The organism is Aeromonas sp. (genome assembly GCF_050633025.1).
In the GTDB taxonomy this organism is placed as follows: Bacteria; Pseudomonadota; Gammaproteobacteria; order Enterobacterales; family Aeromonadaceae; genus Aeromonas.
Genome location: NZ_JBODRQ010000008.1, coordinates 1 through 16,139, shown reverse-complemented (window position 1 = coordinate 16,139; position 16,139 = coordinate 1). Strand labels below are relative to the sequence as shown.

General features: G+C 56.3%; 18 protein-coding genes. 17 read left to right on the top strand and 1 reads right to left on the bottom strand.

Annotated elements, in window-relative coordinates:
- Positions 1-32 precede the first annotated feature (32 nt).
- The 17 genes from ACRAUW_RS02120 to glmU all read left to right on the top strand — a co-directional run bounded on the left by ACRAUW_RS02120 (position 33) and on the right by glmU (position 14,798).
- Positions 33-287: a helix-turn-helix domain-containing protein gene (locus tag ACRAUW_RS02120; protein ID WP_042047685.1), complete on the top strand. Its 255-nt coding sequence runs from the start codon at positions 33-35 to the stop codon at positions 285-287.
- Positions 287-796: a HipA N-terminal domain-containing protein gene (locus ACRAUW_RS02115; RefSeq protein ID WP_431360978.1), complete on the top strand. Its 510-nt coding sequence runs from the start codon at positions 287-289 to the stop codon at positions 794-796. The genes ACRAUW_RS02120 and ACRAUW_RS02115 overlap by 1 nt, the downstream gene beginning before the upstream one ends.
- A gap of 226 nt (positions 797-1,022) precedes the next feature.
- A complete protein-coding gene (gene mioC, locus ACRAUW_RS02110) occupies positions 1,023-1,472 on the top strand; it encodes an FMN-binding protein MioC (protein WP_180343045.1) in 450 nt (149 codons plus the stop codon).
- Between the two features lie 508 nt (positions 1,473-1,980).
- Positions 1,981-3,870 carry a tRNA uridine-5-carboxymethylaminomethyl(34) synthesis enzyme MnmG gene (gene mnmG / locus ACRAUW_RS02105; RefSeq protein WP_005357220.1) on the top strand — a complete coding sequence of 630 codons (1,890 nt, stop codon included), beginning with the start codon at positions 1,981-1,983 and terminating at the stop codon, positions 3,868-3,870.
- An 8-nt stretch (positions 3,871-3,878) separates the two neighbouring features.
- Positions 3,879-4,505 (top strand): 16S rRNA (guanine(527)-N(7))-methyltransferase RsmG, encoded by a 627-nt coding sequence (rsmG, locus tag ACRAUW_RS02100; RefSeq protein WP_005339331.1) that lies wholly within the window; start codon positions 3,879-3,881, stop codon positions 4,503-4,505.
- Between the two features lie 26 nt (positions 4,506-4,531).
- Positions 4,532-5,335 carry a ParA family protein gene (locus tag ACRAUW_RS02095; protein ID WP_431360977.1) on the top strand — a complete coding sequence of 268 codons (804 nt, stop codon included), beginning with the start codon at positions 4,532-4,534 and terminating at the stop codon, positions 5,333-5,335.
- Positions 5,332-6,240, top strand: coding sequence for a ParB/RepB/Spo0J family partition protein (locus tag ACRAUW_RS02090; protein ID WP_431360976.1), 909 nt, complete (start codon positions 5,332-5,334; stop codon positions 6,238-6,240). The genes ACRAUW_RS02095 and ACRAUW_RS02090 overlap by 4 nt, the downstream gene beginning before the upstream one ends.
- A gap of 190 nt (positions 6,241-6,430) precedes the next feature.
- Positions 6,431-6,841 carry an ATP synthase subunit I gene (locus tag ACRAUW_RS02085; protein ID WP_019445506.1) on the top strand — a complete coding sequence of 137 codons (411 nt, stop codon included), beginning with the start codon at positions 6,431-6,433 and terminating at the stop codon, positions 6,839-6,841.
- A gap of 8 nt (positions 6,842-6,849) precedes the next feature.
- Positions 6,850-7,632 carry a F0F1 ATP synthase subunit A gene (gene atpB, locus ACRAUW_RS02080; RefSeq protein ID WP_431360975.1) on the top strand — a complete coding sequence of 261 codons (783 nt, stop codon included), beginning with the start codon at positions 6,850-6,852 and terminating at the stop codon, positions 7,630-7,632.
- Between the two features lie 58 nt (positions 7,633-7,690).
- A complete protein-coding gene (atpE, locus tag ACRAUW_RS02075) occupies positions 7,691-7,933 on the top strand; it encodes a F0F1 ATP synthase subunit C (RefSeq protein ID WP_005307205.1) in 243 nt (80 codons plus the stop codon).
- Positions 7,934-7,987: 54 nt separating this feature from the next.
- Positions 7,988-8,458, top strand: a complete 471-nt coding sequence (gene atpF / locus ACRAUW_RS02070; protein ID WP_005339336.1) for a F0F1 ATP synthase subunit B — start codon at positions 7,988-7,990, stop codon at positions 8,456-8,458.
- A 13-nt stretch (positions 8,459-8,471) separates the two neighbouring features.
- Positions 8,472-9,005, top strand: a complete 534-nt coding sequence (gene atpH / locus ACRAUW_RS02065; RefSeq protein WP_005339341.1) for a F0F1 ATP synthase subunit delta — start codon at positions 8,472-8,474, stop codon at positions 9,003-9,005.
- Positions 9,006-9,020: 15 nt separating this feature from the next.
- Entirely contained in the window at positions 9,021-10,562 is a 1,542-nt protein-coding gene (atpA, locus tag ACRAUW_RS02060; RefSeq protein ID WP_431360974.1) for a F0F1 ATP synthase subunit alpha, read from the top strand.
- A gap of 43 nt (positions 10,563-10,605) precedes the next feature.
- Positions 10,606-11,472, top strand: a complete 867-nt coding sequence (gene atpG / locus ACRAUW_RS02055) for a F0F1 ATP synthase subunit gamma (RefSeq protein ID WP_431360973.1) — start codon at positions 10,606-10,608, stop codon at positions 11,470-11,472.
- 33 nt (positions 11,473-11,505) lie between these two features.
- Positions 11,506-12,894 carry a F0F1 ATP synthase subunit beta gene (gene atpD, locus ACRAUW_RS02050; protein WP_005339344.1) on the top strand — a complete coding sequence of 463 codons (1,389 nt, stop codon included), beginning with the start codon at positions 11,506-11,508 and terminating at the stop codon, positions 12,892-12,894.
- Positions 12,895-12,912: 18 nt separating this feature from the next.
- Positions 12,913-13,341, top strand: coding sequence for a F0F1 ATP synthase subunit epsilon (locus ACRAUW_RS02045; protein WP_005342354.1), 429 nt, complete (start codon positions 12,913-12,915; stop codon positions 13,339-13,341).
- 95 nt (positions 13,342-13,436) lie between these two features.
- On the top strand, positions 13,437-14,798 hold the full coding sequence (gene glmU, locus ACRAUW_RS02040; protein WP_431360972.1) for a bifunctional UDP-N-acetylglucosamine diphosphorylase/glucosamine-1-phosphate N-acetyltransferase GlmU: 1,362 nt from the start codon (positions 13,437-13,439) through the stop codon (positions 14,796-14,798).
- Between the two features lie 50 nt (positions 14,799-14,848).
- Here the strand turns inward: glmU and creD are convergent, their stop codons facing one another.
- A complete protein-coding gene (gene creD / locus ACRAUW_RS02035; RefSeq protein ID WP_431360971.1) occupies positions 14,849-16,138 on the bottom strand; it encodes a cell envelope integrity protein CreD in 1,290 nt (429 codons plus the stop codon).
- Position 16,139: the final 1 nt, after the last annotated feature.

Below are 16,139 nucleotides of genomic sequence, written 5' to 3'. Positions count from 1 at the left end.
TGGAAGAAGGCACGCTACCAGGTTGTCGAATCATGAAAGTAACCAGCGCCAAGCAGCTGAGCGCCTGTATCAAGGATGCCAGGCTTTCTCAAAAGCTCTCTCAAGGCAAAGTGGCCGAGAAAGTGGGGATTAGGCAAGACACAGTCTCCAGCTTCGAACTCAATCCTGAGTCCACCAAGCTGGAGACCCTGTTCAAGATCCTCGCGGCACTCGAATTGTCACTGGACATCAAACCCCGCAATGAGTCATCCGATAGTCCGGCATCGGGTTGGAAGGAGGAGTGGTAATGGCCAATCTGGCTGTCTACATGAACGGCTATCGGGTAGGCACATTCACCAAAACTACCAGCGGCACCCATCAGTTTCAGTACCATGAGTCCTGGCTGGCACAACCAGGCAGCCGTCCGATCTCACTCTCCATGCCATTGCGCCATCAGCCCTACCGGAGCGATGAAGCCTATAACTTCTGCGACAACCTGCTGCCAGATAATACAGAGGTGAGGAACAGGGTTGTTGCACGCTATCAAGCGGCATCAACCCAACCCTTCGATCTGCTCAGTTGCATTGGCCAGGATAGCGTAGGGGCATTACAGCTGGTTACCGAAGGGCACCCAGCAATTGCCAGCAGGCTTCCCCGATGCCATCAGCAGCACCATTCTAGAGGGCCTAAAAGCCCGCTCAGCCAGGCTGCTAAAGGGCCAGGCCAATCCGGGCTTTCGATAGCAACCGGGCAACTCATATCACCACAAGAAAAAATCCAGAACGTGGCTATAACAACTTTATTGTTACTCATATGAGAAACAACACACGACCTGACCAGCCCATGATCTCACACAAGGGATATCATTCGATACAGAGATATCAGCAAAGGAGAGCCCCGAAACAGAGAGGAGCTCAGCGGGATGGATCCGGCGGCATTATCTGACTGGATCCATTATCCCCAAGCTTTATCCATATTTATCCACACCCTTTGGCGGTAGAATCCGGCTTTCCGTTTCTTTGTCTGAAATCAGGATCCATACCATGGCCAAACTCAATCTCGTCGTCGGCTCCATGCTGGGCGCCGCCGAATATGTCGCAGACCACGTCGCCAACCTGCTGGAACAGGCTGGCCACCAGACCCGGATCCACAACCCGGCCAAGCTGGCAGAGGTGCAGGATGATGCGGGATCCATCCTGCTGGTGGTCACTTCCACCCATGGTGCCGGGGATGTGCCCGACAACCTGCAACCCTTCGCCAAGGATCTTGCCGAGCAGCATCCGGATCTTAATTCATTGAAATATGGCGTGATCGCCCTTGGCGACAGCAGTTATGACACCTTTTGCCAGGGTGGCAAGACGCTGGATCGACTGTTGGCCGAGTGCGGTGCCAGCCGGATCGGCGAGCGGCTCGACATTGATGTGACCCAACACGAAATCCCCGAAGATGCCGCAGAAGTGTGGATCCGCGACTGGATGACGATGATCGCCTGATCAGCGTGCGGGAGATCCTGAAAAAAAGCTTGATCTCCCCACTTATCCCCAGATCGACTATCCACCATGTTATTAACAGATTGATCCGGGGGAGTTGTTCTACAAGGTTACCCACAACGCCCAGGGGTAATGTGCATAACTACAGTGTAAAGCTCTGCAAAACCTATAGTTATCCATGTATTAGATCCGGACCGACAGTTCTCTGTGCATAAAAGTCCTGGTTATCCCCTCGTTCACCGGGCCAGGATCCAAGCTTTTCCACAAGCTAGGATCGTCCTTAAATTAATGATCTTTATGATCAAAAAGTGCTTATCAACAGAAAGGACGGATCCTAATAAGAGATCCAGTAAAAGATCGATCTAAAGATCCTTAAGATCTAATTAGTGGATCCTCCCTTCATACTGAACTTTAAGTAGACGTTCCCCTCAGGACGCGAAACAGATAGAATGTTCCGCCCTTTAGCCCAGGCAAATAAAGATCTTCAGGCGTGCAGATCAAGGTGATCCCAATGCAATACCATGAACAATTTGATGTGATCGTCGTCGGTGGCGGTCATGCCGGAACCGAAGCAGCAACAGCGGCAGCCCGTATGGGCATGAACACCCTGTTGTTGACCCACAATATCGATACGCTGGGACACATGTCCTGTAATCCGGCGATCGGCGGGATCGGCAAGGGACACCTGGTCAGGGAAGTTGACGCACTCGGCGGGATCATGGCGCGTGCCATCGATCTTGGCGGGATCCAGTTCCGCACCCTCAACTCCTCCAAGGGCCCGGCAGTGCGAGCCACTCGTGCCCAGGCGGATCGCCTGCTCTACAAGGCCGTCGTTCGCCAGATGCTGGAGAACTACCCGAACCTGAAGATCTTCCAGCAGGCCTGTGACGATCTGATCATGGATGGGGATCGTGTTGCCGGTGTAGTCACCCAGAGCGGGATCCGCATCAGCGGCAAGACTGTGGTGCTGACGGTTGGAACCTTCCTGAACGGGTTGATCCACATCGGGATGGAAAACTACAAGGGCGGCCGTGCCGGGGATCCTCCCTCGATCGCCCTGGCTCAGCGCCTGCGTGAACTGCCGCTGCGCATCGATCGTCTCAAGACGGGCACCCCGCCGCGCATCGATGCCCGCAGCGTCGATTTCTCCGTAATGCAGGAACAGCACGGCGACGATCCGCGCCCCGTCTTCTCGTTTATCGGCAATGCCAGCCAGCATCCCCGTCAGGTGCCCTGCTACGTCACCCACACCAACGAGCGTACCCATGAGGTGATCCGCAATAACCTGGATCGCAGCCCCATGTATGCTGGGGTGATCGAGGGGATCGGCCCGCGCTACTGCCCGTCGATCGAAGACAAGATCACCCGTTTCGCCGACAAGACGGCGCACCAGATCTTCGTCGAGCCGGAAGGCCTGACCACCCACGAACTCTATCCGAACGGGATATCCACCAGCTTGCCGTTTGACGTGCAGGTGCAGATTGTTCGCTCCGTGCGTGGCTTCGAGAATGCCCACATCACCCGCCCGGGTTATGCCATCGAGTACGATTTCTTCGATCCGCGGGATCTCAAGGCCAACATGGAGAGCAAGTGCATTCCAAACCTGTTCTTCGCTGGCCAGATCAACGGCACGACCGGTTACGAAGAGGCGGCGGCACAAGGCCTGATGGCCGGTCTGAACGCGGCCTTGCGTGCGCAGGACAAGGATCCCTGGAACCCGCGTCGGGATCAGGCCTACATGGGCGTGATGATGGATGATCTCTCCACCCTGGGGACCCGCGAGCCTTACCGCATGTTCACCAGCCGCGCCGAATATCGCCTGCTGCTGAGGGAAGACAACGCCGATATCCGCCTGACCGCCATCGGTCGTGAGCTGGGTTTGGTGGATGACGAGCGCTGGAGCAAATTCAACGCCAAGATGGAACAGGTCGAGCTGGAGCGTCAGCGCATGCGTTCAACCTGGATCCACCCGCAACATCCGTCACTGGAAGCGGTCAACGCCTTGGTCAACACCCCGCTGACCCGCGAACAGAGTCTGGAAGAGCTGCTGCGTCGCCCCGAGGTGACCTATGATGCGCTGATGGCCATCGAAGGTGTCGGCCCTTCCGTGACTGATCCTGCCGCGGCCGAACAGGTTGAGATCCAGATCAAGTACGCCGGTTACATCGAGCGTCAGCACGATGAAGTGGAAAAGCAGCTGCGCAACGAGAACACCCTGCTGCCGCTGGATCTGGACTATCGCGAGGTGAACGGCCTCTCCAACGAGGTGAAAGCCAAGCTGAACGATGCCAAGCCGCAGACCATTGGTCAGGCTTCCCGTATATCCGGTATCACCCCGGCGGCCATCTCCATCCTGCTGGTTCACCTGAAAAAACACGGCCTGCTGCGTAAAACCGCCTGAGGAATCCCATGCTGGAAAGATTGAACGGCCTGCTCAAGCAGGCCGAAATTGTTATCACCGATACCCAAAAGAGCCAACTGGTGCAGTTGGTCGAGTTGCTGCACAAGTGGAACAAGGCTTACAATCTCACCTCGGTGCGAGATCCGGACGCCATGCTGGTCAAGCATATCCTCGATAGCCTGGTGGTAAGCCCCCACTTGCACGGTGAGCGCTTCATCGACGTGGGGACTGGTCCCGGCTTGCCTGGACTGCCGCTGGCCATCATCAACCCGGACAAGCAGTTCGTCCTGCTCGACAGTCTGGGCAAGCGGATCAACTTCATCCGCCAGGTGATCCAGGAGCTGGGGCTGACCAATGTGACGCCGGTCAAATCCCGGGTTGAAGAGTATCAACCCGAGGTGGGGTTTGATGGTGTATTGAGTCGGGCATTTGCCTCGCTGGAGGACATGCTGAGCTGGTGTCACCACCTGCCGTCAGAACAGGGCTGCTTCCTGGCGCTCAAGGGACAATATCCCGAGCAGGAGCTGGCTCAGTTGCCTGCCAATATCCGTCTGGTAGCCTGTCATGAGTTGCGGGTGCCGGAGCTGGAAGGCGAACGTCATCTGCTGGAATTCAAACATATCCAGCCCGAATAGGGTCGCAGTTTCATTTAGGGGATCGTGTGGGAAAAGTCATCGCCATAGCCAACCAGAAGGGTGGAGTGGGTAAAACCACCACCTGTGTGAATCTGGCCGCCTCCCTGGCTGCCACCCGGCGCAAGGTGCTGGTGATCGATCTGGATCCGCAGGGCAATGCCACCATGGGCAGCGGTGTCGACAAGTATGACGTCGAGCGCACCGCCTATGAGCTGCTGATCGAGGATGCCCCCATCAGCGAAGTGATCATCCCCGAAACCACCGGGGGCTATCACCTGATCGCCGCCAACGCCGACGTGACCGCGGCCGAAATCCGTCTGATGGAATTTTTCGCCCGCGAAATCCGCCTGCGCAATGCGCTGGCCTCGGTGCGGGACAAATACGACTACGTCTTCATCGACTGCCCGCCCTCTCTCAACATGCTGACCGTGAACGCCATGGCCGCCGCCGACTCCGTGCTGGTGCCCATGCAGTGCGAATATTACGCGCTGGAGGGGCTTACCGCTCTGGTCGACACCATCAGCAAGCTGGCCGCCGTGGTCAATCCGGAGCTCAAGATCGAAGGGGTGCTGCGCACCATGTTCGATCACCGCAACCGGCTGGCCAATGATGTGTCCGATCAGCTAAAACAGCACTTTGGCGACAAAGTCTACCGCACCATCATTCCCCGCAACGTTAGACTGGCTGAGGCCCCGAGTTTCGGTGCCCCGGCCATGCACTATGACAAATCATCGGTGGGCGCCAAGGCCTACCTGGCACTGGCTGGCGAGATCCTGCGCCGTCAGGAGCAGGAACGTCAGGCGACCATCGCAGACCGAGAGAGCATATGACTCCGAAAAAACGTGGACTGGGCAAGGGGCTGGATGCCCTGCTCAGTACCAGCACGGCTGCCCGCCAGAAACAGGTGATGAGCGATCAACGTACTGAAGAGGCCATGCTTCCAGCCCATCAGACCGAGCTGCGCAAGCTGCCGGTGGAGTGGTTGCAGTCCGGCAAGTACCAGCCCCGCAAGGACATGTCCCAGGATGCACTGGAAGAGCTTGCCAACTCCATCCGCGCCCAGGGGGTGATCCAGCCCATCGTGGTACGCCCTCTCGGCGAACAATCCTTCGAAATCATCGCCGGTGAACGGCGCTGGCGCGCGTCCCAGCTGGCACGGCTCGAGGTGGTGCCCTGCATCGTCAAGGATGTACCCGACGAGGCTGCCGTCGCCATCGCGCTGATTGAGAATATTCAGCGGGAAGACCTCAATGCCATCGAAGAGGCGGTCGCTCTACAAAGACTGCTGACCGAATTCGAACTCACCCACCAGCAGGTGGCCGAGGCGGTGGGCAAGTCCCGCACCACGGTGACAAATCTGTTGCGTCTCAACCAGCTCAACGACGATGTGAAGCGTTTCGTCGAGCATGGTGACCTCGACATGGGTCATGCCCGTGCCCTGCTGGCCCTGAGCGGCCAGGCCCAGTCTGAACTGGCCAAGCTGGTTGCCCAGAAAGGGCTGACCGTGCGCGATACCGAGAAGCTGGTGCAAAAAGCGCTCGAACCGGCAAAAGCCAGGGTCGAACCGGCCCGTGATCCGCAGATCGGCTACCTGGAGCGCCAACTGGCAGAAAAAATTGGCAATCAGGTGCAACTTCAGCCTGGCAAGCGGGATAGCGGGAAGTTAGTAATAAGTTACGAGAATTTGTCCGATTTGGACCGTATATTGGGCTATTTTGGCGTGTCGGAATCGTGATTTTTACGCTTTTTGTAGTAATAAAACATCCATTCCTTTTGATATGACCATAACCCTGATTTGCCGCGGAAAGCCGCAAAAATTAAGGATTTTTGTCATATTGCAATAGCTGCCCTCAAGGGTATAATTTGACCGGCTTTAAGAGCTGTCAACATGGGGTCTTCGGATCCCGATTTTTTACAGTTCTGTAATGTTCAGGGGTAGGTTGGTGAAGCAGAAAATAGCCTTGGAAGGTTTGACACTGGCCTTGGTTATGCTCGTTTGTCAGCTCATCCTGATCCTGGCGATGAGTGCCGTCTGGTTTTACCTGACTGGTGCCAGCGCCGGTTATTCCGCCCTCTACGGAGGGGGGATGTACTGGGTTCCTCAAGCCTTGTTTACTGTCTGGGTGCTGCGCCGCAAGGTGACAACCGAGAGTGTGGGCCTGGTTTTGCGGGACTTTTATGGTGGGGCAGGGATTAAGCTCATTTCTACAACAGGTCTATTCGCCCTGATGTTTGGTGCGGGAGTCGAGGTCGTTACCGTCTCGTTTTTCGCCACTTATATCCTCGCCCTCGTTGTACAGTGGATGGTTTCATTCACGCTTAACAACCACTATTAGGAAAACTCATGTCTGCAACCGGAGAAGTCCTGACTCCTCAGGGATATATCTCCCACCACCTGACCCACCTTCAAGTCGGGTCCGGGTTCTGGACGGTCAATATCGACTCAATGATATTTTCCGTCGTGCTAGGCGCCCTGTTTATCCTGCTGTTCCGCAAAGTAGCCGTTAACGCTACCAGCGGGGTGCCGGGTAAGCTGCAGTGCTTTGTGGAGATGCTGGTCGAGTTTGTGAATGGTAACGTCAAAGACATCTTTCACGGTCGCAACAAGGTCATCGCACCTTTGGGGCTGACAGTGTTTGTGTGGATCTTCCTGATGAACTTCATGGATCTGATCCCCGTTGACTTTATCCCTCACGCTGCACAATTGATGGGTATTCCCTATCTGCGTGTGGTTCCCTCTGCTGACGTTAACATCACCATGTCCATGGCTTTGGGCGTGTTCTTCTTGATCCTGTATTACAGCATCAAGGTCAAGGGTATCGGCGGGTTTGTGAAGGAGCTGACGCTTCAGCCTTTCAACCACCCGGCGGCCATCCCGGTTAACCTCATCCTGGAAACTGTTACGCTGATTTCCAAACCTGTTTCTCTGGGTCTTCGACTGTTCGGCAACATGTATGCTGGCGAACTGATCTTTATCCTGATTGCGGGTTTGTTACCCTGGTGGTCACAGTGGATCCTGTCCGTGCCTTGGGCAATTTTCCACATCCTGATCATCACTTTGCAGGCATTCATTTTCATGGTTCTGACCATCGTCTATCTGTCGATGGCGCAGGAAGACCATGGTTGATGCAACTCAAATAATCCTTTTTATACAATCAATTACATCTAAATAACTGGAGATCCTCATGGAAAACTTGAACATGGACCTGCTGTACATCGCTGCTGCAATGATGATGGGTCTGGCTGCTATCGGCGCTTCCATCGGTATCGGTATCCTGGGTGGCAAGTTCCTGGAAGGTGCTGCTCGTCAACCGGATCTGATCCCTGTTCTGCGTACCCAGTTCTTCATCGTAATGGGTCTGGTGGATGCGATCCCGATGATCGCCGTTGGTCTGGGTCTGTACGTGATGTTTGCGGTTGCTGGCTAAGTCGTTACGACTCTCCAGGCATAACCCATTAACTAACTTAAGAGGACATCGGCTGTGAATATCAATGCCACCCTCCTCGGCCAAGCAATTGCTTTTTTCTTCTTCGTAGTGTTTTGCATGAAGTACGTATGGCCGCCGCTGATTGCTGCCATAGAAGCCCGTCAGAAAGCTATTGCTGACGGTCTCTCTTCTGCCGAACGTGCCAAGAAAGATCTGGATTTGGCCAAGGCCAACGCCACCGATCAGCTGAAAGAAGCCAAGCTGCAGGCTGCTGAAATCATTGAACAGGCTAACAAACGTAAAGCCCAGATCATTGATGAAGCTGCCGCTGGTGCCCAGTCTGAGCGGGAAAAAATCCTGGCTCAGGGCCGTGCCGAGATCGAAGCTGAACGTCATCGTGCCAAAGAAGAACTGCGTAAGCAGGTTGCTGCTCTTGCCATTGCTGGTGCAGAGAAGATCCTGGCGCGTCAAATCGACCAGGCTGCCAACAGCGACATCGTCGACAAACTGGTAGCAGAACTGTAACGGGAACGGGGCTATGTCTGAACTGACTACAATCGCTCGCCCCTACGCCAAGGCTGCTTTCGAGTTTGCCGTTGAGCACAAGGCGGTTGACCAGTGGCTGGGTATGCTCGGTTTCGCTGCGCAAGTAGTGGAAAACGAGACCATGCACAACCTGGTAAACGGCTCTGTGGCCGCCGAAGAGCTGGCAACGCTGTTTGTCGGTGTCTGCGGTGAGCAACTCGACGTGCATGGCCAGAACCTGATCCGGGTGATGGCCGAGAATGGTCGCTTGGGTGTGCTGCCGGCGGTCGTTGCTGAATTTGTAGCGTTCAAAGCTGAACTGGATAAAGAGGTTCAGGCTGACGTGATTTCGGCGATCGAACTGACCGACCAGCAGAAAGCCAATATTCAGGCTTCTCTGGAACAACGTCTCGCGCGCAAAGTGAAGCTGAATTGCAGCATCGATGCGTCCTTGATGGCCGGGGTGCTCATCAAGGCCGGTGATCTGGTAATCGACGGCACAGTCCGCGGTAAGCTGGATCGCATGGCTGACGCGCTGCAATCTTGATTGGGGTATTAGAGCATGCAACTGAATTCCACTGAAATCGCCGAGCTGATCAAGCAGCGCATTGCGCAGTTTGATGTAAAGAGCGAAGCGCGTAACGAAGGTACCATCGTCTCTGTGAGCGACGGTATCATTCGTATTCACGGCCTGGCTGATGCCATGCAAGGTGAGATGATCGAGCTGCCGGGCAACCGCTACGCTCTGGCATTGAACCTGGAGCGTGACTCCGTCGGTGCGGTGATTATGGGTTCCTATGACGGTCTGTCAGAAGGAATGAAAGTAAAAGGTACTGGCCGTATTCTGGAAGTGCCGGTAGGTCGTGGTCTGTTGGGCCGGGTGTTGAACACCCTGGGTCAGCCGATCGACGGTAAAGGTCCGATCGACAACGACGGCTTCTCGCCGATCGAAGTGATCGCACCGGGCGTTATCGAGCGTAAGTCTGTTGACCAGCCGGTCCAGACCGGTCTGAAAGCCATCGATGCCATGATCCCAATCGGTCGTGGCCAGCGTGAGCTGATCATCGGTGACCGTCAGGTTGGTAAGACCGCCATCGCGATCGACACCATCATCAACCAGAAAGATTCCGGCATTAAGTGTGTCTACGTTGCGATTGGCCAGAAGGCCTCCACCATCGCCAACGTGGTGCGCAAGCTGGAAGAGCACGGTGCCCTGGCCAACACCATCGTGGTGGTTGCCTCTGCCTCCGAAGCGGCTGCCCTGCAGTACTTGGCTCCGTATGCAGGTTGCTCCATGGGTGAGTACTTCCGTGACCGCGGTGAAGATGCCCTGATCATCTATGATGACCTGTCCAAACAGGCCGTAGCTTATCGCCAGATCTCCCTGCTGCTGCGCCGTCCGCCAGGACGTGAAGCTTACCCGGGTGACGTTTTCTATCTGCACTCACGTCTGCTGGAGCGTGCTGCTCGCGTTAACGCCGAGTACGTAGAGAAGTTCACCAATGGTGCCGTGAAAGGCCAGACCGGTTCTTTGACCGCGCTGCCGATCATCGAAACCCAGGCGGGTGACGTATCGGCGTTCGTTCCGACCAACGTGATCTCCATCACCGATGGTCAGATCTTCCTGACTTCACAGCTGTTCAACTCCGGTATTCGTCCGGCGGTTGACCCGGGTATCTCCGTATCCCGTGTGGGTGGTGCTGCTCAGACCAAGATCGTCAAGAAGCTGTCCGGTGGTATCCGTACCGCGCTGGCCCAGTACCGCGAACTGGCGGCATTCGCCCAGTTCTCTTCCGATCTGGACGAGGCGACTCGCAAGCAGCTGGATCACGGTGTGAAAGTGACCGAGCTGATGAAGCAGAAGCAGTACTCTCCGCTGAGCGTGGCTCACCAGTCTCTGGTGCTGTTCGCCGCTGAGAAAGGCTATCTCTCCGATGTCGAGCTGAACAAAATCGTCGACTTCGAAGCCGCTCTGCTCTCTTACGCCAATACCCAGCATGCCGAGCTGATGGCTGAAATCAATGCCAAAGCCGACTACAACGACGCTGTCGTTGGCAAGCTGACTGCGTTGCTGGATGACTTCAAGGCAACCCAGACCTGGTAAGCGTGTGTGGCAGCGCGAGCTGCCACCTGATGGAGAGTAAGAGATGGCCGGCGCAAAAGAGATACGTAACAAGATCGGGAGTGTGAAAAACACTCAGAAGATCACCGGCGCTATGGAAATGGTGGCAGCAAGCAAAATGCGCCGTGCGCAGGAACGCATGTCTGCCAGCCGTCCGTACGCTGAAACCATGCGCAAGGTGATCGGCCATATCGCTCAGGGGAACTTGGAATACAAGCACCCCTACCTCATCGAACGTGAGGTCAAGCGAGTGGGTTACATCGTCGTCTCCACCGACCGTGGCCTGTGTGGTGGTCTGAACATCAACCTGTTCAAGGCTGCCCTCAATGATATGAAGCAATGGAGCGAGAAAGGTGCCAAGGTTGACCTGGCACTGATCGGTAACAAGGCCTCCAACTTCTTTGAACGGCACGGCGCCAAGGTTAAAGCTCACGTCGCAGGACTGGGCGATAGTCCGAGCGTCAATGACCTGATTGGTTCAGTCAAGGTCATGCTGAAGGCTTACGACAACGGTGAGATTGACAAGCTGTATCTGGTGTACAACAAGTTCGTCAACACCATGGTGCAGCAACCACGGGTCGATCAACTGCTGCCTTTGCCCGTAACTGAAGACAGCAAGCTCGCCAAGAAACACCACTGGGATTACCTCTATGAGCCGGATCCCAAGAAGCTGCTGGATACCCTGCTGGTTCGCTACGTCGAATCTCAGGTTTACCAGGGTGTAGTGGAAAACTTGGCAAGTGAACAGGCAGCCCGAATGGTTGCCATGCAAGCCGCGACTGACAACGCCGGTAACCTGATTAACGATCTGCAACTGGTATACAACAAGGCCCGTCAGGCCAGTATTACCCAGGAGCTGACAGAGATCGTATCCGGTGCTGCTGCGGTGTAAGGCAAGGGTTATCAAAGGTTTAGAGGATTTGACATGAGTAACGGTTTCATCGTCCAAATCATCGGCGCTGTGGTGGACATCGAGTTCCCGCAGAATGCCGTGCCCCAGGTGTACGATGCACTGAAGGTCGTTAGCGAAGGTCAAGGCCAGGGTCTGGTGCTGGAAGTTCAGCAACAGATCGGTGGCGGCGTCGTTCGTTGCATTACCATGGGCTCCTCCGACGGTCTGCGTCGTGGGTTGGAAGTAGTGAATAGCGGTAAATCCATCCAGGTTCCGGTCGGTACTGCGACTCTGGGTCGGATCATGAACGTACTGGGCGAGCCAATCGACGAAAAAGGTCCGATCGGTGAAGAAGAGTGCTGGTCTATCCACCGCGCTGCCCCCAGCTACGAAGATCAGTCCAACAGCAACGATCTGCTGGAAACAGGCATCAAGGTTATCGACCTGGTATGCCCGTTCGCCAAGGGTGGTAAGGTTGGTCTGTTCGGTGGTGCCGGTGTAGGCAAAACCGTAAACATGATGGAGCTGATCCGTAACATCGCGATCGAGCACAGTGGTTACTCTGTGTTCGCCGGTGTAGGTGAGCGTACCCGTGAGGGTAACGACTTCTACCACGAGATGATGGAGTCCAACGTACTGGACAAAGTATCTCTGGTTTACGGTCAGATGAACGAGCCGCCCGGAAACCGTCTGCGCGTTGCGCTGACCGGCCTGACCATGGCCGAGAAGTTCCGTGACGAAGGTCGTGACGTGCTGTTCTTTGTGGACAACATCTACCGTTACACGCTCGCGGGCACCGAGGTATCCGCACTGCTGGGCCGTATGCCTTCCGCAGTAGGTTACCAGCCGACCCTGGCCGAGGAGATGGGTGTTCTGCAAGAACGTATCACCTCCACCAAGACCGGTTCCATCACCTCCGTACAGGCCGTTTACGTGCCTGCGGATGACTTGACTGACCCGTCTCCGGCGACCACCTTCGCCCACCTGGATGCGACTGTCGTACTGTCCCGTCAAATCGCGGCACTGGGTATCTACCCGGCCGTTGACCCGCTGGACTCTACCTCTCGTCAGCTGGATCCGCTGGTCGTTGGCAAAGAGCACTACGAGACCGCTCGTGGCGTTCAGACCGTACTGCAGCGCTACAAAGAGCTGAAGGACATCATCGCCATCCTGGGTATGGATGAACTGTCAGAAGAAGACAAACTGACCGTAGCCCGTGCCCGTAAGATCGAGCGTTTCCTGTCCCAGCCGTTCTTCGTAGCAGAAGTGTTTACCGGTTCTCCGGGTAAATACGTGCCGCTGAAAGAGACCATCCGTGGTTTCCAGGGCATCCTGAAAGGCGAGTATGACGATCTGCCCGAGCAGGCGTTCTACATGGTTGGCGGTATCGACGAAGTCGTCGAGAAATCCAAGAAACTGTAAGCCTCGACAGGAGGGCCCATGGCAGAGATGATCTCCTTTCACCTGGATGTGGTGAGCGCCGAAGGAAAACTGTTTTCCGGTCGCGTGCAAACTGCTCAGGTATCAGGCTCCGAAGGTGAGTTGGGTCTCCGCCACGGTCATGCTCCGTTGCTGACTGCCATCAAGCCGGGCCTGGTCCGCTTGGTGAAGCAGAACGGAACTGAAGAGGTGCTGTACATCTCCGGCGGTATGCTGGAAGTACAACCTGAATCCGTGACCGTGCTGGCGGACACTGCGATTCGTGCTGACGATTTGGATGAGGCGAAAGCCCAGGAAGCCAAGCGCGCAGCCGAAGAGCGGATCCACAGCTCCCATGGTGATATCGACTACGCCCAGGCCGCCACCGAGCTGGCCAAGGCGATGGCTCAACTGCGAGTCATCGATATCGTCAAAAAGAATTACCGCTAATAACGGTGATGTAAAAAGCGACCTTCGGGTCGCTTTTTTTTTACCCGTTCGATAGACTCCGCCGAGAATTTCCACACAAGTTCAAGGTCGAAGTCATGTCTCTCAACGTCGTGATCCTGGCGGCGGGTAAAGGTACCCGCATGCGTTCCGTTCTGCCCAAGGTACTGCACCCGGTAGCCAACAAACCCATGGTTTCCCATGTGATCGATACTGCCCGTCAGGTCGGTGCCGAGCAGCTGCATCTGGTTTATGGCCACGGTGCCGAGCTGCTGAAAGAGCGGATTGTCGCCGCCGACGTGAACTGGGTGCTGCAGGCGCAGCAATTGGGGACCGGTCACGCCGTCGCCCAGGCCATCCCGTTCTGGCAGGATGAAGACGACGTGTTGGTGCTCTACGGTGACACCCCGCTGATCCAGCCAGAGACCCTGCAGCGACTGCTGGCAGCCAAGGCAAGCGATGGCATGGCGCTGCTGACCGTGGTGCTGGACAACCCCACTGGCTATGGCCGCATCGTCCGTGAAAACGGTCAGGTGGTCGGTATCGTTGAGCAGAAAGATGCTAACACCGAGCAGCTGACCATCCGCGAAGTTAACACCGGCGTACTAGTGGCCAACGGTGGTCAGCTGCGCAGCTGGCTGTCGCGTCTGGACAACAAGAATGCCCAGGGGGAGTTCTATCTGACCGACGTGATCGCCATGGCGCACGGCGATGGTTGCCCGATCGCAGCGGTCCATCCGGAGCGTGCCGCCGAGGTGGAAGGGGCCAACAACCGGGTCCAGCTGGCTGCCCTTGAACGCAGCTACCAGCAGATGCAGGCCGAGAAGCTGATGATCGCCGGTGCCACCCTGATCGACCCGGCCCGCTTCGATCTGCGCGGAACCCTCGAGATCGGTGAAGAGGTGGTGATCGACGTCAACGTCATCATCGAAGGCAAGGTTACCCTCGGTAACCACGTCCGTATCGGTGCTGGCTGCGTGTTGAAGGATTGCGTCATTGGCGATCATACAGAAGTGAAGCCCTACTCCATCGTTGAAGGGGCTCAGGTGGCGGATCAGTGCTCGGTCGGCCCGTTTGCCCGCCTGCGTCCGGGGGCTGTGCTGGAACAAGATGCCCACGTTGGCAACTTCGTCGAGATGAAGAAGGCCCGTCTTGGGGTTGGCTCCAAGTGCGGTCATCTGACCTATCTGGGGGATGCCGAGGTGGGTGCCAAGGTGAATATCGGTGCCGGTACCATCACCTGCAACTACGACGGGGTCAACAAGTTCCAGACCATCATCGAGGATGATGTGTTTGTCGGTTCCGATACCCAGCTGGTGGCGCCAGTGCGTATCGGCAAGGGGGCTACCTTGGGGGCGGGTTCCACCATCACCAAGGATGTAGCCGAGAACGAGCTGGTGATCACCCGGGTACCCCAGCGTCACATCAAGAACTGGGCTCGCCCGGTCAAGAAGAAGTGATGCCCGATCAATAAAATAGAACCGGCGCCTGATGGCGCCGGTTTTTTTGTTTATGACTTATGGCTGGCGTCACTGCTCGGTGGTTGGGGAGCTGCCCATGTGGTGACGGGGGCGCTGTAGTCCATTACCTGATACCAGTCGAGCTTGCGGGTCAGCAGCATGATCAGCGCCAGGGTGGCGAACAGCAGCAGGGCGCCGAGCAGCAGGGCAATCTCTTCGGCCTGCAGCAGGCTGTAGAGGATGGCATAGACCAGCCCGAGCAGCGCGGCGAAGCCGATCCCCTGCTTCGGGCCGCCCAGCACATGGCTGAGGTAGAAGCCGTTGAGCAGCACGCTGGCCAGCGCGGCCACCAGATAGGCCCAGCCAAAGCCGAGGTGCTCGGTCAGGGCCAGCAGTACCAGATAGAAGATGGCCAGCCCCATGCCCACCAGCGCGTACTGGATCGGGTGAACCCGCAGCCCCTTGAGCAGCTCGAACATGAAGAAGCTGATAAAGGTGAGGCCGATGAAGAGCAGGGCATACTTGGCTGCCCGTTCGTTGAGTTGATAGTGATCCACCGGCTGCACCAGACTGACGCTGAAGCTGGGCAGATGTTTGGAGGCGCTTTGGATCATGTCAGGGAACTGATTCTCCATATCTGTGGCAAACCAACTTGTCTGCCAGTCAGCATTGAAACCTTGCTCTTTTACTGTACGGGTGGTTGGCAGGAAATCGCCCAGGAAGTTGGGGTGGGGCCAGTTACCGGACAAGGTTAGTTTGCTGTCACGACCGACCGGAATCAGGGTGAATTTTTCCATACCCTGTAGGGAAATCTTTATATCGAACCCCCCTCCTTGCTGTTGTTTGGTGGTTAGCGGGACATGCACGCCGGATCGGTTGCCAAGCCGTGCACCGGGGGTGACAGTCAGTAGCTCGTTGGCGAAGGTGATGGTTGGTATCTGAATGATGCCTCGAGCGTCGGAGACGATTAGGCTGAGATAGGGTTGGCCGGGTATGCTGTCACGTGGTGGCTGCCAATCAGGGATCGCTGGTAATTGGCCGGTTAGAGTTACGTTAGCCTGATACAGCTGGGCTTGGTAGATCCCCAGTTTGCGTGGTGTTACCTCCATATTCGCTGTGGCCGTTAACTGTTCTGGCAAGAGGTAGCGGTACCGTGTCTCTACCTCTCTCCGAGTTTCCTTACCATTGGTCAGAATCAGCTCTCTTGTATACGGGAGGACAATTACGGGGCCTATTAGGCGCTGCGGTCCGCTCGTACTGGCCATTATCTGTTTGATGGCTTGTGCGCGGTAAGCCTGACGCTCCCGGTTGAGCTCCATGATGGATTGCACCGGTACCATC

Excerpts from the sequence above, each read along its gene's own strand:
- ACRAUW_RS02120 (WP_042047685.1), top strand. The coding sequence starts at position 33 with ATGAAAGTAACCAGCGCCAAGCAGCTGAGCGCCTGTATCAAGGATGCC.
- ACRAUW_RS02115 (WP_431360978.1), top strand. The coding sequence starts at position 287 with ATGGCCAATCTGGCTGTCTACATGAACGGCTATCGGGTAGGCACATTC.
- mioC (WP_180343045.1), top strand. The coding sequence starts at position 1,023 with ATGGCCAAACTCAATCTCGTCGTCGGCTCCATGCTGGGCGCCGCCGAA.
- mnmG (WP_005357220.1), top strand. The coding sequence starts at position 1,981 with ATGCAATACCATGAACAATTTGATGTGATCGTCGTCGGTGGCGGTCAT.
- rsmG (WP_005339331.1), top strand. The coding sequence starts at position 3,879 with ATGCTGGAAAGATTGAACGGCCTGCTCAAGCAGGCCGAAATTGTTATC.
- ACRAUW_RS02090 (WP_431360976.1), top strand. The coding sequence starts at position 5,332 with ATGACTCCGAAAAAACGTGGACTGGGCAAGGGGCTGGATGCCCTGCTC.
- ACRAUW_RS02085 (WP_019445506.1), top strand. The coding sequence starts at position 6,431 with ATGTTCAGGGGTAGGTTGGTGAAGCAGAAAATAGCCTTGGAAGGTTTG.
- atpB (WP_431360975.1), top strand. The coding sequence starts at position 6,850 with ATGTCTGCAACCGGAGAAGTCCTGACTCCTCAGGGATATATCTCCCAC.
- atpE (WP_005307205.1), top strand. The coding sequence starts at position 7,691 with ATGGAAAACTTGAACATGGACCTGCTGTACATCGCTGCTGCAATGATG.
- atpH (WP_005339341.1), top strand. The coding sequence starts at position 8,472 with ATGTCTGAACTGACTACAATCGCTCGCCCCTACGCCAAGGCTGCTTTC.
- atpA (WP_431360974.1), top strand. The coding sequence starts at position 9,021 with ATGCAACTGAATTCCACTGAAATCGCCGAGCTGATCAAGCAGCGCATT.
- atpG (WP_431360973.1), top strand. The coding sequence starts at position 10,606 with ATGGCCGGCGCAAAAGAGATACGTAACAAGATCGGGAGTGTGAAAAAC.
- atpD (WP_005339344.1), top strand. The coding sequence starts at position 11,506 with ATGAGTAACGGTTTCATCGTCCAAATCATCGGCGCTGTGGTGGACATC.
- ACRAUW_RS02045 (WP_005342354.1), top strand. The coding sequence starts at position 12,913 with ATGGCAGAGATGATCTCCTTTCACCTGGATGTGGTGAGCGCCGAAGGA.
- glmU (WP_431360972.1), top strand. The coding sequence starts at position 13,437 with ATGTCTCTCAACGTCGTGATCCTGGCGGCGGGTAAAGGTACCCGCATG.
- creD (WP_431360971.1), bottom strand. The coding sequence starts at position 16,138 with ATGGTACCGGTGCAATCCATCATGGAGCTCAACCGGGAGCGTCAGGCT.